Here is a 15,130-nt window from a genome sequence, read left to right as displayed (position 1 = left end):
CCGCCGGGCCTGGCGGGCCCGCCGGGTTCGCCGGGCTCGCCGGGCTCGCCGGGGCGGGTCCGTCAGCGGCCGGGGGGCGTGTAGGTGAGGCCGAGCGCCGGACAGACCTCGGCGAGCATGAGCTCGAACATCGGGGCCGCGTCGTCCAGGGCGAACTCCAGGTGCCCGAAGACCTCCAGGCTGACGCCGCCCTGGAGCCGGACCCAGCACTTGAGGAACTGCTGGAGCACGCCGAGGGGCAGGCTCACGCCGAGGTTGTCCTCCCGGTAGCGGCGGAGCTGCGAGAGCAGGACGGGGTCGATCTCCTCGTCGGCCGGCACGGGGAACGGCTTCTTCCGCCACAGCTCCAGGAACAGGGACATGAACGTCCATCCGAACCTGCGGGAGCACTCCTCGGCGAAGTCGCCCTGCTCCCGGTCGTCGACGCCGGGCACGGGAGCGCCGAAGAGCAGCGCGTACTCGCGCGGGTTCGCCAGCGCCCACAGGCGGAACTGCCGGGACACCACGAGGAGCTTGGCGCTCATGTCGTCTTGCGGGACCTCGTGCATGGCGGCGTGCAGTTCGTCGGTCAGCTCGTTGAAGAGCTCGCCGACCAGATGCCGCAGCAGATCGCCGTGGCTGGCGTAGTAGCGGTACAGCGCCGGGGCCGTCATGCCCATCCTGCGCGCGATCGCCCGGAGCGTCACGGCCTCGGCCCCCTGCTCGACCAGGATGCGCCGGGCCGTGTCGGAGATCTCCTTGATCGTCGCCGCCCGCAGTCGGTCACGTCGGGTCGTCACTCGGCCGCCCCCTGTTCTTCCGGTGCCCCCCGGATGATTCCGCAAAAACACCATTGACGGAAGTGAACACAACATGCAATGTTAACATCGTTAGCAGTAAACGCCGTTCACATAGTTACCGGTCATCACTGAGAGGGACGACGATGTTCGACCGATGGGGCCGCTGGGTGCACCGGCGGCGCAGGTGGGTGCTCGCGGCCGCGGGCATCGGGCTCGTCATCGCCGGAGTCTGGGGCACCGGCGTGTTCGGTGCCCTGACCTCGGCCGGCGGCTTCGACACGCCGGGCAGCGAGAGCGCCCGGGCCGCGCAGATCGCCGAGCGCGACCTCGGGCGCGGCGACGCCGACGTGGTGCTCCTCTACCAGGGCCGCGCGGGCACCACCGTCGACGACCCGGCCTACAGGACGGCGGTCGAGCGGGCGCTGTCCGCGCTGCCGCCCGGCAAGGTCGCCGCCGCGACCACGTACTGGACGGCCAAGGCGCCGCAGTTCGTCAGCACGGACAAGACGGCCACCTACGCCGTCCTGCAGCTCGCGGGCGCCGACGAGGGCGCCCGGCAGGACGCCTACGAGGCCATCAAGGACGACCTGGGCGAGGTCGGCGGCGGGCTCACGGTGAAGATCGGCGGCACCGTCGGCACCGGGACCGCGATCAACGAGCGCGTCTCGTCCGACATCGGTAAGGCCGAGGGCATGGCCATGCCCATCCTGCTCGTCCTGCTCGTGCTGATCTTCGGCGGGCTGGTGGCGGCGAGCCTGCCGCTCGCGGTCGGCGGCATGGCCATCCTCGGCTCGTTCACCGCGCTGCACCTGCTCACCTACGTCACCGACGTGTCGATCTTCGCGGTCAACATCACGACGTTCCTGGGGCTCGGCCTCGCGATCGACTACGGGCTCTTCGTGGTCAGCCGGTTCCGGGAGGAGATCGCCCGCGACCCGGGCCGCACCTCCATCGAGGACGCGCTGGCCGCGACGATGGCCACCGCGGGCCGCACCGTCGCGGTCTCCGGGATCACGGTCGCGGTGTCACTGTCCGGGCTGCTGCTGTTCGACCAGAACTTCCTGCGCTCGATGGGCTACGGCGGGATCGCCACGGTGTTCGTGTGCATGGTCGCCGCGCTGACCGTCCTGCCCGCGCTGCTGGCCGTGCTCGGCACCCGGGTGAACGCGCTGTCGGTCCGGCGCCGCCGCCGGGCGACCGCCACCGCGCCGGCGCCCGGCGCCGCCCCGGCCGAGGCCCCCGGGCGGGCCGACGGCTGGTGGGGACGCCTCGCGCACAGCGTCATGCGCCGTCCGGTGATCTACATCGTCGCGACGGTGGCGCTGCTCCTGGTCCTCGGCGCGCCGTTCCTGCGCATCAACTGGGGCGGCGTCGACGCCAAGGTGCTGCCGGCGGAGGCCGACGCCCGGGTGGTGGCCGAGACGCTGGAGACGCGGTTCACGCGCAACGCCACCGATCCCATCGAGGCGGTGCTGACCGGCGCGTCCGACCGGGCGGCGGTCCAGGCGTACGGGGACCGCCTGGCCGCGCTGCCCGGCGCGACGGGCGCCACCGTCACCGGCGCCAAGGGCACGACGTACCGCATCGCGCTGCGCTACGACTCCGACCCGAACTCCGGCGCCGCCCGCGGCCTGGTCGACCGCGTCCGGGACGTCCCGCCTCCGCCCGGCGCGCAGGTCCACGTCGGCGGCACGACGGCGAACGTGGTCGACCAGCTGAGCAGCCTCGGCGCGACGCTGCCGTGGCTGGCGCTGCTGGTCGGCGGCGCGACGTTCGTCCTGCTGTTCCTGGCGTTCGGCTCGGTGCTGCTGCCGCTGAAGGCGATCGTGATGAACATACTGTCGCTGTCGGCCACGTTCGGCGCGGTCGTCCTGATCTTCCAGGACGGCCACCTGTCGGGCCTCCTGGACTTCACCGCCACGGGCGCGATCAATCCGGCGATGCCGATCCTCATGCTGGCCATGCTGTTCGGGATCTCGATGGACTACGAGGTGTTCCTGCTGTCGCGGGTGCGCGAGCAGTACGACCTGACCGGCTCCAACACGGCCGCGGTCGCCGCCGGCGTCCAGCGCACCGGCGCGATCATCACCAGCGCGGCGCTGCTGTTCATCGTCGTGATCGGCGCGTTCGCGACCTCGGGCATCACGTTCATCAAGATGACCGGCGTCGGGATGGCCATCGCGATCCTGATGGACGCGACGGTCGTCCGGGCCCTGCTGGTGCCCGCCACGATGCGGCTGCTCGGCCGCGCCAACTGGTGGGCCCCCGGCCCGCTGCGCCGGTTCTACGGGCGCTACGGGATCCGCGAGAGCGAGGCGGCGCCGCCCCCGTCCCGGCTGGAGTCGGTGTCCTGACCGGAACGGTGCCCTGACCGGGACGGCCCGCGTCCTGACGGGGGACGGGCCGTACCGGACGGCGAGCGCGGCGCGGGGCGGGGCGGGGCGGCGGCCCCGCCCCGCGCCCATGCCCGGCGGGTCCGGCCGACGCCGATGGAATGATCATCTTTTGACCCGACACGGGCACGCGGGGTCACCGCCCGGACGCGCCGCGCAGGCATGATCATGAGCCACCGGTCGCACCGCACCGGTCCGCACGGAGAGGAAGACCATGCCACTGCCCGTCCGCGCCGCGGTCGTCACGCTTGCGACGGCCGGCGCCGCGCTGGCGCCGTTCTCGACTCCAGCCCTGGCCCGCGAGCACACGAAAACGATCATCGTCGAGGGCCCCAGCAACGTCTACGACGCCGCCTACTCCGGCGTCAGGACGAGCATCGTCGTCACCGAGGGCAAGAACCGGACCGACATCCGGTTGCGCGTGTCCGGGCTCCCGGCCGCGGCCGCCGGCAAGACGTTCGGCGCCCACGTCCACCGCAAGAAGTGCGGCCCGCAGGCCGCCGACTCCGGTCCGCACGCCCAGAACCCGAAGGCCCGTCCCGGCGCCCCGCTCCGCGAGAAGGAGATCTGGCTGGACATCAAGGCCGGCAAGAAGGGCGAGGCCGAGTCGCGGGCCACCGCGCGCTGGCGTGCCGCCAAGGGCGCGGCGGGATCCATCGTCATCCACGCCGCCCCGACCAACGCCAAGACGGGCGACGCCGGGGCGCGCCTGGTCTGCACGACCGTCCCGTTCTAGGGCGTGTTTCATATGTCGCGTTCGTCGTGAGCGGTGTCCAGGTGCGTGCATCGCAAGGCGGAGGAGGGAGGCAGCCCGGTGTTGGCTGTCGACCGACGACAACGCGGCGAGGTGCGTGCCTGGGCGGCGCGCAACAGAACAGGGGCTTATGAAACATGCCCTAGGGCCCGCGCTCCCTCAAGGGTCCCGGTGAGCCGGGTCGTTGCAGGACCCCGCCGCCGACCGTGCGGCCGGCGGCGGGGTCCCTGGCTTGCGGGCTCAGGCCGACTTGCGGCCGCGGCTCTTGGGCGGCTCCTTCTTCTCCCCGGACGGCTTGTCCCCGGAGGACTTCGCCCCCGACCTCGCCCCGGACGACCTCGCCCCGGACGACTTGGCCGCGGGCTTGCGGGCGGGTTTCTTCGCGGCGCCGCCCTTGCCGCCGCCCCGGCTCTTCTTCGCCGCCTCGACGCTGGCGCGCAGCGCGCTGAGCAGGTCGGCGGCGGGTTCCTCGCCGGGCTCCTCCGCCGGTCTGGTGATCTCCTTGCCCTCCACCTTGGCGTCGATCACCTGCTGGAGCGCCTCGCGGTAGGCGTCCTTGTACTCCGACGGGTCGAACGCCCCCTCCATCGACTCGATGAGCGAGGTCGCCATCGACAGCTCCTGCTTGCGGACCTCGATGTCCTCGTCGAGGAACGGGAACTCGGCCGCGCGGACCTCGTCCGGCCACAGCATGGTCTCCAGGACGAACACGCCCTCGCGGACCCGCAGCGTCGCCAGCGACTCGCGCTGGCGCAGCGCCACCTTGACGATCGCGACCTGCCCCGAGGTCTCCAGGGCGTCGCGGAGCAGCACGTACGGCTTGGCGCCCTGCCCGTCGGGCTCCAGGTAGTAGGACTTGGCGAAGTAGATCGGGTCGACCTCCTCGCGCTCCACGAACTGCAGGACGTCGATCCGGCGGCTCGACGACAGCGGCAGGTCGGCGAAGTCCTCGTCGGTGAGGATGACCATCTCGCCGCTCGGCAGCTCGTACCCCTTGGCGATGTCGGAGTACGGCACCTCCTCGCCGTCGATCGTGCAGACCCGCTTGTACTTGATCCGGCCGCCGTCCTCGCGGTGCACCTGGTGGAAGGCGACGTCCCGCTGCTCGGTCGCCGAATAGAGCTTCACCGGTATCGTCACCAGCCCGAACGAGATCGCGCCCTTCCAGATACTGCGCATGATCTGTCCTTACCCAGCGAGTTCCTCCCCTTAGCCTCGCACCCTCTTTCGATTTGCTCCACAACGAGCCCTTGATCCTTTTCTTGGGCGCGGGCAGCGGGTAAGACGCCGGTATGACCATGCCGTGGCCGGTTGAGCCGATGATGGCCGCCACCGGGGAACTCCCCGGCGACGGCGAGCGCTGGGGCCTGGAGCTCAAGTGGGACGGGGTCCGCGCGCTGGCCCACGTCTCGGCCGACGGGGTGCGGGCCGCCGGGCGGCGCGGCGGCGACGTCGTGGGCCGCTACCCGGAGCTGTCGGCCCTGGCGGACCTGCTGCCCGACCACGACGTCGTCCTGGACGGCGAGGTCGTCGCCTTCGAGGAGGGACGGCCCAGCTTCGAGCGCCTGCAGCGCCGCATGCACGTCATGCGGCCGGGCCCCCGGCTGATCCGCGAGGTCCCCGTCCGATATGTCGTGTTCGACCTGCTCTACCTGGACGGAAGCGTCCTGTACGACACGCCGTACTCCGGCCGCCGCGCGCTGCTGGCCGACCTGGACCTGGCGGGCACCGGCCCCGTGGAGGTCCCGCCGTACCTGGACGGCGGCGACACCGCGCAGGTCAAGGAGCTGATCGACTTCACCCAGGAGCAGCGCATGGAAGGGCTCCTCGCCAAGCGCCTGGACTCCCCGTACCGGCCCGGCCGGCGGGTCGACTTCTGGCGCAAGGTCAAGAACTTCATGACCCGCGAGGTCGTCGTCTGCGGCTGGAAGCCCGGCAAGGGGCGGCGCGAGGGCGGGGTCGGATCGCTGCTGCTCGGCGAGTACGACGGCAAGGGGCGGCTGTGCTTCGTCGGGCACGTCGGCACCGGCTTCACCGACCGCGCACTGGACGAGCTGTACGGGACGCTGTGGCCGCTGCGCCGCCCCACGAGCCCGTTCGACGAGTCCGTCCCGCGCGAGTTCGCCCGGGACGCCCAGTGGGTTGAGCCCCGCCTCGTCGGGGAGGTCGCCTACAGCGCGCGGACCAGGGACGGCCGCCTCCGCTTCCCGTCCTGGCGCGGGCTGCGGGACGACAAGGACCCCCTGGAGGTCAGCAGTGAGCAGTAGGAAGGTCGAAGTGGACGGGCGCCTGCTCAGCCTGTCCAACCTCGACAAGGACCTCTACCCCGACTTCACCAAGGGCGAGGTCATCGACTACTACGCCCGCGTGGCGCCGGTGCTGCTCCCGCACCTGAAGGACCGTCCCGCCACCCGGATCCGCTGGCCCGACGGCGTCCGCGGCGGCCGGTTCTTCGAGAAGAACGCGCCGTCCCACACGCCCGACTGGGTCCGGACGGCGACCATCCCGACGCCCGGCAGCTCCACCGGCCGCGACACGCTCGACTTCGTCGTCGTCGACGACCTGCCGACGCTGGTGTGGTGCGCGAACCTGGCCGCGCTGGAGCTGCACGTCCCGCAGTGGAAGGTCGGGCCGCGCGGCAAGGTGCACGACCCCGACCTGGTCGTGTTCGACCTGGACCCGGGCGCCCCCGCCACGATCGTGGAGGCGTGCGAGGTGGCCGGGCTGCTCCGCGACCTGCTCGCCGAGGACGGGCTGGAGTCCTACCCGAAGACCAGCGGCAAGAAGGGCCTGCACCTCTACGTCCCGATCAAGGAGTCGGGCCGGACGTCCGACTACGCCAAGGCCGCCGCCCAGCGGCTCGCCGAGGAGCACCGCGACCTGATCGTCGCCAAGATGGACAAGAAGCTGCGCACCGGCAAGGTCTTCGTGGACTGGAGCCAGAACAACCCCGCCAAGACCACCGTCGCCCCCTACTCGCTGCGCGCCGCCGACAGCCCCTCGGTGTCCACGCCCCTCACCTGGGACGAGCTGACGTCCTGCGGCGACGCCGCCGACCTGGCGTTCACCCCCGAAGAGGTCCTCGACCGGATCGACGAGCACGGCGACCTCCTCGGACCGCTGCTCGGCGATCGGCAGGCCCTGCCCTGACACCGGTCTTCACTTCCCGGGTGCCCTAAGTGTTGGAACCGGCACTCTCCGGCACCGGATTCCGCCACCATGAAGGGCACGGGGACGAGGACATCGTGCGGCGGGAAGGATGAACAGTGCCGAACAACCATCACTACGGTGCCGTGGTGCTGGGCGGGGGAACCGCGGGGGAGCTGGTCGCGGCCGGGCTCGGCCGGGCCGGACGCGACGTCGCCCTCGTCGAGAACCGCCTGGTCGGCGGGGAGTCGCCGTACTTCGCGTGCGTCCCGTCCAAGTCGCTGCTGCTGTCGGCGCGGCGCGGCGAGACCTGGGAGCTGGCCGTCGCGCGGCGCGACGAGCTGGCCGCGTACCGCGAGGACGACCGCGCGGTCGCACGCATGGCCGAGGACGGCGTGACCGTCCTGCGCGGCCGGGGCCGGGTCCTCGGCCCCGGCCGGATCGAGGTGGACGGAGCCGAGCACGGCTTCGACGACCTGGTGGTCTGCACCGGGAGCGAGCCCGCCGTCCCCCCCGTGGAGGGCCTCGCCGACGTGCCGTTCTGGACCAGCGACGAGGCGCTGTCGGTGCCCGACCTGCCGCGCCGCCTCGTCGTCCTCGGCGGCGGGCCCGTCGGCTGCGAGATGGCGCAGGTGTACGCGGCGTTCGGGTCGCAGGTCACGGTCATCGAGGCGGCCGGGCGGCTGCTGACCGCCGAGGCCCCCTTCGCGGGCGAGGCGCTGGCCGAGGTGCTGCGCCGGATGGGCGTCGATCTGCGGCTCGGCGCCGCCCTCGGCAGCGTCGAGCGCAAGGAGCCGGGGCTGCGGCTGTGGCTGTCGGACGGCGGCACGCTCGACGCCGACCGCATCCTGGTCGCCGCCGGGCGCCGTCCCCGCGTGGAGGGGCTCGGGCTGGACACGCTCGGCGTCGCCGTCTCCCCCGGCCACGGCGTTCCCGTGGACGAGACGTGCGCCGTACCGTCCGGTGCGGGCGCCACGGGTGGCGCGGGTGGCGTCTGGGCGGCCGGCGACGTGACCGGCGTCGCGCGCACGACCCACGCGGCCCGCTACCAGGCCCGCGTGGTGCTGTCCAACCTGCTGGGGCGGCGGCGGGAGGCCGACTACCGCGCGATCCCGCGCGTCGTCTACACCACGCCCACCGTCTACTCGGTGGGGATCTCCCCCATGCGGGCCGCCGAACTCGGAATAGACCTCCTCAGCGCCGGGTACGACCTGGCCGCGACGGCCCGGGCGGCGGTCGAGGCCGATGACCGGGGGCGGGTGGAGCTGTACGCCGACCGCTCACGCGGGGTGCTGATCGGCGCCGCCGCGGCCGGGCTCTACGCTGAGGAGTGGATGAGCGAGATCGCGCTGGCCATCCGCGCGGAGACGCCGCTGAGCCTGCTCACCGACGTCGTTCACGCGTTCCCGACCTACGGCGAGTCCATCGAGGCCCCGCTGCGGGAACTGGCCGGCCGCCTGTGAGCCGCGAGGAGGAGGCGTGATGAGCGAGACCGACGACCTCGACCAGCCCGTACCCGACGAGCCCGTCCCCGACGAGGCGCCCGAGGCGGACGCCGCCGAGCAGCGGGCCGACCTCGGCGAGAACGGCACCCGGCCCGCATGGCCGGCCCCGCTGCCCTTCGACGCCGACGAGGCCGACGCCACCGAGCAGCGCCAGGAGGTCGGCCTGGACGAAGAGGAGTACCGCTAGGCGCGGTCCGCGCGGGATTCCACGCGACCGCGGGGACCTGGGGAGATCCACGGGATCCGCGGCCGACGAATCGGAACGTCCGGACGTGGTACTTGGCGGTCGCGGTCGGAAATACACTGACCTGTGTGAAGGAACGTCGACGGGCTTTGTTAGTGACCCGCGAGGTTACCCGCGCGTAGGATGATGGGATTGGTTCCCCGCGACGGACACCCTCATCCGTCGCAATGATTCGGTGATCGGAGAGTGTGGTGACCGCGACCCCGGACGCCCGCCCCCGTGGCACGAGGCTGCCGCGCCTGGCGCGCCGCAGGCAACTGCTCGGCGCGGCCCAGGAGGTGTTCGTCGCGCAGGGCTACCACGCCGCGGCGATGGACGAGATCGCCGAGCGCGCGGGCGTGAGCAAGCCCGTCCTCTACCAGCACTTCCCTGGCAAGCTGGAGCTGTACCTGGCGCTGCTGGACGAACACGCCGAGGCCCTCGTGAAGACCGTCCGCGACGCCCTGGAGTCCACGACGGACAACAAGCTGCGCGTGCAGGCGAGCATGCAGGCCTTCTACGACTTCGTGGCCGGCGACGGCGAAGCGTACCGGCTCGTCTTCGAGTCCGACCTGCGGAACGTGGCGCCCGTCCGCGCCCGCGTCGACCGGGCCAACCAGCAGTGCGCCGAGATGATCGCGCAGGTGATCGCCGAGGACACCGGCGCCGCCAGCGACGAGGCGCACCTGCTCGGCATGGGGCTGGTCGGCATGGCGGAGGTCAGCGCCCGCTACTGGCTGTCCCAGCACCGGGCGATCCCCAAGGAGACCGCCGAGACGATCATCGCCCGGCTCGCGTGGCGCGGGATCTCCGGCTTCCCCCGCAACACCGGCTGAGCGCCCCGGCGGGCCCGCGTTCACTCGCGGCGAAGCGGTCGGAGCGCGCATCGGCCGATCTCCGTGCGACCATCGGAGGCGTGACCGCCGGGGGCCGGCGGACGGTCGGACGACGGGAGCATCAGCGTGCAGGTTCGCATCGGCGTGCAGTTCGTGCCCAAGGAGCTCGTGGTGGACACCGAGCAGTCGGCGGACGAGGTCCAGCATGCGCTGGCGGAGGCGCTGGCAGCCGAGCGCGGGGTGTTCGTGCTCAAGGACCGCCGCAACGGCCGGGTCGTCATCCCGGCCGACCGGGTGGGCTACCTGGAGATCACCGAGGAGGAGGGGCGCAGCGTCGGGTTCGGCACCCAGTACACCTGACGGCCGGTTGACCTGGGCTTTGTTTGATCCGGGCACGGCGGGCATATCGATCCGCGACCACGGGCCACCCGGCCCACGGAAACGGAATGGATGATCGACATGCTCACGACGATCCTCTGGTTCATCGTCGTCGGTGCCGTCATCGGTGCCGTGGCACGGCTGCTCGTGCCCGGCCGCAACCCCATCGGCGTCCTGCTGACGATCCTCGTCGGGGTCGCCGGCGCGATCCTCGGCGGCGTCATCGCCGACGCGCTCGGTGCCGGCACGCTCATCGCCCTGGTGTTCGCGGTGGTGATCGCCGCGCTCGGCGTGGCGGCGCTCACCACGATGAACACGCGCGGCGGCGGTGGCCGGCGCTTTGGCTGGCGCACCAAGCGGCGCACCTTCTGACCCATCCCCGACGCCCCCGGCGAGACGGCCGGAGGCGATGACGGCGGCCCCCGCGCCCTTCAGCGGGGGCCTCCCTCATGCCCGGTACCCGTCAGCGCGCGGTGGCGGCGGCCAGCAGCCGGGGGTAGACCTCCGGCTTGATCAGGTCTTTCACCTTCTCGTAGGCGACCGTGAAGGTGAAGTTGTTGCAGCCGGTGCCGGTGGTCGACCAGATCACCTCCAGCCCCTGCGCGGTGAAGAACAGGCCGAAGGGCGCAGGCGACTCGATGGGCTCGCCGTCGCGCTTGCCGGGGAAGAGGTCCTGGTAGCGCGGCGGGTCGAGCTCGCAGTCCCGCCAGTCGTCCTTCGGGCCCGCGAGCCTGGCCCAGAGCATCGCCAGGCCCTTCCTGCTCAGGGCGGTGTCGTTGAAGACGTCCTGGGGCGCGAGCGCCTTGCCCGCCTTGACGTCCACCGTCACCGGGACGGTCGGCAGCGAGCCCTCGCCCTCGTAGCAGGGCACCATCCCGATCGCGTTGGCCACCGAGACGATGTCGCCGCGCAGGCCCAGCCGCACCTTGGACTGCAGGACGCTCGGCTTGCCCTTGCACTCGGCCAGCTGCTCCTTGAGCGGCGCCTTCCAGGCCCAGGTCACCGCCCAGTCGAGCGGCGCGCGCAGCGCCGCGTCCAGCCGCTTCGACGCCGCCGCGTCGGCCAGCCCGGCGATCTTAACGTACTCGGCGCCCCGCAGCTGGACGAGCTTGTCCGGGTGCGCGGTGTCGTCGCGCTGGACGACCGGTCCCCGGGCCTGGCCGCCCTTCGCGCCGTCCCCCGAGGAGGAGCAGCCGGTCACCGCGGCGGCCATTGCCACCGCGGCCGACACGACCGGCATGGCGGCCTTGCCCGTGAGCCTCGCCCGCATCCGTTCCGTCCTTCCGATCGTACAAACCCGGCGGCATCCAAGAATGTCAGGATCTTGGTCGGGGCACGGGCGCTTTGATTCCGGACGACCGTGATCTTCGAGGCATCGGCTGTCCGGAAGTGGCCGTCCCCGGGACGTCCCGGGCCGGGCGGCCGGCGGGCGGCGCCGGGGACGGATAGTCCCTGGCGAGCGGGGCATGGAATAGACGAAACCATGCAAACGTTGAGACCTGTGATCGGCTATTGGTGTATGCAATCAACGGTCGGTACACTGCGTGGCGGAGTGTGACCGCACGCAGCCACAGCGAGTGACTGCTTTCAACCCCTGACTGCGGTCGCCGAGACATTTTGAGTGACGGCTGGTCCCTCCCGCGTGAGCGCGCGGCCACAGGAAGCGATCGGCGGGCGCGCCCGGAAGGGCCGTCCCGACCGGAGCGCACTGTGTCCTTGACCGGAAGCGCCCCAGCCGGGCCCGCCCATCGGTGCCCGGCAGCACCGGGCACCGAGCCGCGCCGCACCGGGGAGCGAGGACCCCGCATATTGGAGGCTGAAAGCCCTGACTACCTTTCGTGAACTCGGGGTCGTACCCGAGATAGCCGATGCCCTTGAATCCGAGGGCATCGTGGAGGCATTCCCCATCCAGGAGCTCGCCCTGCCGATCGCGCTGGGCGGCCACGACATCATCGGGCAGGCCCGCACCGGCACCGGCAAGACGCTGGCGTTCGGCGCGGCGCTGCTGCAGCGCATCGAGCACGGCGGCCGCAAGCCGCAGGCGCTCGTCGTCGCCCCGACCCGCGAGCTGGCCCTGCAGGTCACCGACGACCTCCTGGTCGCCGGCGGCAAGCTCGGCACCCGCGTCCTGTCGGTCTACGGCGGGCGCGCGTACGAGCCGCAGATCAGCGCGCTGCGCGAGGGCGTCGACGTCGTCGTCGGCACCCCGGGCCGGCTGCTCGACCTGGTCAAGCAGAAGTACCTGGACCTCTCGCAGGTCGGGGTGCTGGTGCTGGACGAGGCCGACCGCATGCTCGACCTCGGGTTCCTGCCCGACATCGAGCGGATCATCGACCGGATCCCGGCGAAGCGGCAGACGATGCTGTTCTCGGCGACCATGCCGGGCGAGATCGTCGCGCTGTCGCGCCGGTACCTGACCAGGCCCACCAACGTCCGGGCCGAGTCGCACGCGGAGTCGGAGACGACGCCGCAGACGGTCCAGCACGTCTTCCAGGCCCACCAGATGGACAAGCCGGAGATGCTGGCCCGCCTGCTCCAGGCCGAGGGCCGAGGGCTCACCATGGTCTTCTGCCAGACCAAGCGGGCCTGCGACCGGGTGGCCGCCGACCTCGCGGTGCGCGGCTTCGACGCCGCCGCCGTGCACGGCGACCTCGGGCAGAGCCAGCGGGAGCGGGCGCTGCGCGCGTTCCGCAACGGCAAGATCGACGTGCTGGTGGCCACGGACGTGGCGGCCCGCGGGCTCGACGTCGACGACGTCACCCACGTGGTCAACTTCGAGTGCCCCGACAGCGCGGACACCTACGTCCACCGCATCGGCCGCACCGGCCGCGCGGGCAAGGAGGGCGTCTCCGTCACCTTCATCGACTGGGCCGACCTGACCCGGTGGAAGCTGATCAACAGCACGCTCGACCTGCCGTTCGCGGCGCCGGAGGAGACCTACTCCACCTCGCCGCACTACTTCGCGGCGCTCGGGATCCCCGAGGGCACCAAGGGCAAGCTGCCCAAGGACCAGCGGGGCGAGCGCGCCGGGCTGGACGCCGAGGCGCTTGAGGACATCGGCGAGACCGGCAAGACCCGCAGCCGCGACCATGGCCGCGGTCACGACCGCGATCACGACCGCGACAGGGAGCGGCCGGCCCCGCGCCGCCGCAAGCGGGCGCGGACCCGCACCCGCTCCGGCAAGCCCGTCGAGGCGGGCGCCGACACCGCGGGCGGCGTGACGGGCACGGCGACCGCCACCGATGCCGAGCAGGCACCCGTGGCCGGCGAGCAGGCACCCGGGGCGGACACGGTCACCACCGAGCGCAAGCGGAGCCGCAGCCGGCGCCGCACCCGCGCCGGCAAGCCGGCCGGTGAGACCGCCGAGGCGCCGCAGAGCGCCTGACAACCGGCGACTGCGAGATCACGGAGCGACGCCGTGGTCTCGCGGTTGCCCGCGTCGCCCGCTCAGCGCGGCGCGTCCCGCAGTGACAGTGCGGTGTCCGGATGATCGGTGACCAGCACGGCCACGCGCGGGTCGCCGAGGAACCGGCGCATCAGCGGCTCGGCGTTCACCGTCCAGATCATGGCGGGGAACCCGGCCCGCGCACACTGCCTCAGCACCCCGACCCGCGCCAGCCGGTGGTTCAGCGCCACCATGTCGGCGCCGGCGCTGCGGATCAGCCGCAGCGGCGCGAAGTCGCGGGCGGCCCCCCGGCTCCACAGGCTGCGGCCCACCGACAGGGCCGTCCTGACCCGCGGGTGGCTCTTCTTGATCTGGACGAGCGAGCTCACCTCGCGAGTGGTGACGACGAAGCCGTCCGGCCCGCCGAACGCCTCCAGCGCGAGCTCGACCGTCTCCTGCTCGCAGCCGCGCTCCTTGAGGTCGATATGGCCCCGCGCGCGACCGGCGATGATCTCCATGGCCTCGCCGACCAGCGGGACCGGCCGCGGCGCCAGCTCGCGCACCCGCGTGTAGGTGAGGCGGCTCAGCGGCAGCCCGCCCATCATCGAGTCGTGGTGCACGATGAGCCGCCCGTCGGCCGTCCGGCGGACGTCGATCTCGACGTACTCGGCCCCGGAGTCGACGGCGTCCCGCAGGCCGGTCAGGCCCGCCTCGTCCCGCCGATGCGCGGAGACGGCCGGCTTCGGATCCACGCTGTGGACGCTACCACCCGCATCATCCGCGGATCCTCCGTCCGGTGTCCCGCGGCACCTGTTTAGTATGGTGGCCCTCTGTGAGCACGCCCCGGTTCCTGACCCTGCCCCCCGGTGTTAACCGGACCGCGATCGAGACCTCGCGCGGCCGTTTCGCCACGCTGGAGGCTCTCCCGGGGGCGGGGGTGACCGAGCGGTGCCCCGCCCTCCTCGTCCCGGGCTACACCGGCAGCAAGGAGGACTTCATCGCGGTGCTGCAGACCCTCGCCGCGTCCGGCCGCCGCGTCGTCGCCGTCGACATGCGGGGCCAGTACGAGTCGGACGGCCCGGACGACCCGTCCGCCTACGGCCGCGCCGCCCTCGGGGAGGACATCACGGCCCTCCAGGAGGCCCTCGGCCCGGAGCCCGTCCACCTGGTCGGCCACTCGTTCGGCGGCCTGGTGACGCGCGAGGCCGTGCTGGCCGCGCGTGTGCCGCCCGCCTCGTTCACGCTGATGAGCTCCGGCCCGGCCGCGCTCACCGGCCCGGCCGCCGTCAGGGCCCGCGCCCTGCGCGACGCGATCCCCCGGCTCGGCCTCTCCGCCATCTGGGCGATCAGCATGGAGCCCGGCTACGTCGAGCGCGGCGTCCGGTCCGACATCGTCGACTTCCTGAGGGCCCGGACGCTCGGCAACTCCGCGGCGGGCCTGGTCTGCATGGCCCGCGAGCTGCTCACCGCCCCCGACCGGGTCGACGAGCTCGCCAAGCACGCCGAGGACACCGGGCTGGGCATCCTCGTCCTGTACGGCGAGGACGACGACGTCTGGGACCCGCGCGTCCAGGCCGCGATGGCCGAGCGCCTGGACGCCGCCAAGGTCGTCATCCCGAGCGCCGCGCACTCCCCCGCCGTCGAGGCGCCGGAGACCACGGCCAGCGCCCTGACGGACTTCTGGAACCGCGCGGAACGCGACCTGCTCTACCCCTGACCCCCGTTACCCC

The 15,130-nt window shown here is 72.4% G+C and carries 15 protein-coding genes; 11 read left to right on the top strand and 4 right to left on the bottom strand.

From position 1 onward, the window contains the following. Positions 1–62: 62 nt before the first annotated feature. Positions 63–779 (bottom strand): TetR/AcrR family transcriptional regulator, encoded by a 717-nt coding sequence (locus tag E1298_RS31745; protein ID WP_165975775.1) that lies wholly within the window; start codon positions 777–779, stop codon positions 63–65. Positions 780–922: 143 nt separating this feature from the next. Between E1298_RS31745 and E1298_RS31740 the strand changes: the two genes are divergently transcribed. Further along, positions 923–3,133, top strand: coding sequence for an MMPL family transporter (locus tag E1298_RS31740; RefSeq protein WP_131899822.1), 2,211 nt, complete (start codon positions 923–925; stop codon positions 3,131–3,133). A gap of 253 nt (positions 3,134–3,386) precedes the next feature. Beyond that, positions 3,387–3,908 carry a superoxide dismutase family protein gene (locus tag E1298_RS31735; RefSeq protein WP_131899820.1) on the top strand — a complete coding sequence of 174 codons (522 nt, stop codon included), beginning with the start codon at positions 3,387–3,389 and terminating at the stop codon, positions 3,906–3,908. 258 nt (positions 3,909–4,166) lie between these two features. On the opposite strand, the gene ku is transcribed toward E1298_RS31735, so the two are convergent. After that, a complete protein-coding gene (gene ku / locus E1298_RS31730) occupies positions 4,167–5,105 on the bottom strand; it encodes a non-homologous end joining protein Ku (RefSeq protein ID WP_131899818.1) in 939 nt (312 codons plus the stop codon). Between the two features lie 113 nt (positions 5,106–5,218). Here ku and ligD (E1298_RS31725) point away from each other — a divergent pair, with 113 nt between their 5' ends. From ligD (E1298_RS31725) to E1298_RS31695, 7 genes are all read left to right on the top strand, one after another. Beyond that, positions 5,219–6,193 (top strand): non-homologous end-joining DNA ligase, encoded by a 975-nt coding sequence (gene ligD / locus E1298_RS31725; protein ID WP_131899816.1) that lies wholly within the window; start codon positions 5,219–5,221, stop codon positions 6,191–6,193. Beyond that, positions 6,183–7,076, top strand: a complete 894-nt coding sequence (ligD, locus tag E1298_RS31720; RefSeq protein ID WP_131899814.1) for a non-homologous end-joining DNA ligase — start codon at positions 6,183–6,185, stop codon at positions 7,074–7,076. Before ligD (E1298_RS31725) ends, ligD (E1298_RS31720) begins: the two co-directional genes overlap by 11 nt. Before the next feature lie 116 nt (positions 7,077–7,192). After that, on the top strand, positions 7,193–8,536 hold the full coding sequence (locus E1298_RS31715; RefSeq protein ID WP_243725933.1) for a dihydrolipoyl dehydrogenase family protein: 1,344 nt from the start codon (positions 7,193–7,195) through the stop codon (positions 8,534–8,536). 19 nt (positions 8,537–8,555) lie between these two features. Further along, positions 8,556–8,765: a hypothetical protein gene (locus E1298_RS31710; protein ID WP_131899812.1), complete on the top strand. Its 210-nt coding sequence runs from the start codon at positions 8,556–8,558 to the stop codon at positions 8,763–8,765. Positions 8,766–9,013: 248 nt separating this feature from the next. Continuing rightward, positions 9,014–9,637, top strand: a complete 624-nt coding sequence (locus E1298_RS31705; protein WP_131899810.1) for a TetR/AcrR family transcriptional regulator — start codon at positions 9,014–9,016, stop codon at positions 9,635–9,637. Positions 9,638–9,763: 126 nt separating this feature from the next. Next, entirely contained in the window at positions 9,764–9,997 is a 234-nt protein-coding gene (locus tag E1298_RS31700; protein ID WP_131899808.1) for a DUF3107 domain-containing protein, read from the top strand. 90 nt (positions 9,998–10,087) lie between these two features. Continuing rightward, entirely contained in the window at positions 10,088–10,387 is a 300-nt protein-coding gene (locus tag E1298_RS31695; protein ID WP_243725932.1) for a GlsB/YeaQ/YmgE family stress response membrane protein, read from the top strand. Between the two features lie 91 nt (positions 10,388–10,478). Here E1298_RS31695 and E1298_RS31690 read toward each other — a convergent pair whose 3' ends face one another. Continuing rightward, the gene (locus E1298_RS31690) at positions 10,479–11,285 is read right to left on the bottom strand and encodes a hypothetical protein (protein ID WP_131899806.1); all 807 of its coding nucleotides are present in this window, start codon (positions 11,283–11,285) and stop codon (positions 10,479–10,481) included. 621 nt (positions 11,286–11,906) lie between these two features. Here E1298_RS31690 and E1298_RS31685 point away from each other — a divergent pair. Beyond that, complete coding sequence (locus E1298_RS31685; RefSeq protein ID WP_243725931.1) at positions 11,907–13,400, top strand: DEAD/DEAH box helicase; 1,494 nt, start codon at positions 11,907–11,909, stop codon at positions 13,398–13,400. A gap of 62 nt (positions 13,401–13,462) precedes the next feature. Here the strand turns inward: E1298_RS31685 and E1298_RS31680 are convergent, their stop codons facing one another. Continuing rightward, a complete protein-coding gene (locus tag E1298_RS31680) occupies positions 13,463–14,152 on the bottom strand; it encodes a glycerophosphodiester phosphodiesterase (protein WP_131899802.1) in 690 nt (229 codons plus the stop codon). 80 nt (positions 14,153–14,232) lie between these two features. Between E1298_RS31680 and E1298_RS31675 the strand changes: the two genes are divergently transcribed. Further along, on the top strand, positions 14,233–15,117 hold the full coding sequence (locus E1298_RS31675; protein ID WP_131899800.1) for an alpha/beta fold hydrolase: 885 nt from the start codon (positions 14,233–14,235) through the stop codon (positions 15,115–15,117). The last annotated feature ends 13 nt before the right edge of the window (positions 15,118–15,130 follow it).

This window comes from Actinomadura rubrisoli, assembly GCF_004349215.1.
Lineage (GTDB): Bacteria > Actinomycetota > Actinomycetes > Streptosporangiales > Streptosporangiaceae > Spirillospora > Spirillospora rubrisoli.
Note: the sequence above shows the minus strand (reverse complement) of the source record. Positions and strands in the feature narration are given on the sequence as shown.

What these genes read in the sequence shown, in the direction of transcription:
- E1298_RS31740 (WP_131899822.1), top strand. Translation starts at nt 923, where the DNA reads ATGTTCGACCGATGGGGCCGCTGGGTGCACCGGCGGCGCAGGTGGGTG.
- E1298_RS31735 (WP_131899820.1), top strand. Translation starts at nt 3,387, where the DNA reads ATGCCACTGCCCGTCCGCGCCGCGGTCGTCACGCTTGCGACGGCCGGC.
- ku (WP_131899818.1), bottom strand. Translation starts at nt 5,105, where the DNA reads ATGCGCAGTATCTGGAAGGGCGCGATCTCGTTCGGGCTGGTGACGATA.
- ligD (WP_131899816.1), top strand. Translation starts at nt 5,219, where the DNA reads ATGACCATGCCGTGGCCGGTTGAGCCGATGATGGCCGCCACCGGGGAA.
- E1298_RS31710 (WP_131899812.1), top strand. Translation starts at nt 8,556, where the DNA reads ATGAGCGAGACCGACGACCTCGACCAGCCCGTACCCGACGAGCCCGTC.
- E1298_RS31695 (WP_243725932.1), top strand. Translation starts at nt 10,088, where the DNA reads ATGATCGACATGCTCACGACGATCCTCTGGTTCATCGTCGTCGGTGCC.
- E1298_RS31690 (WP_131899806.1), bottom strand. Translation starts at nt 11,285, where the DNA reads ATGCGGGCGAGGCTCACGGGCAAGGCCGCCATGCCGGTCGTGTCGGCC.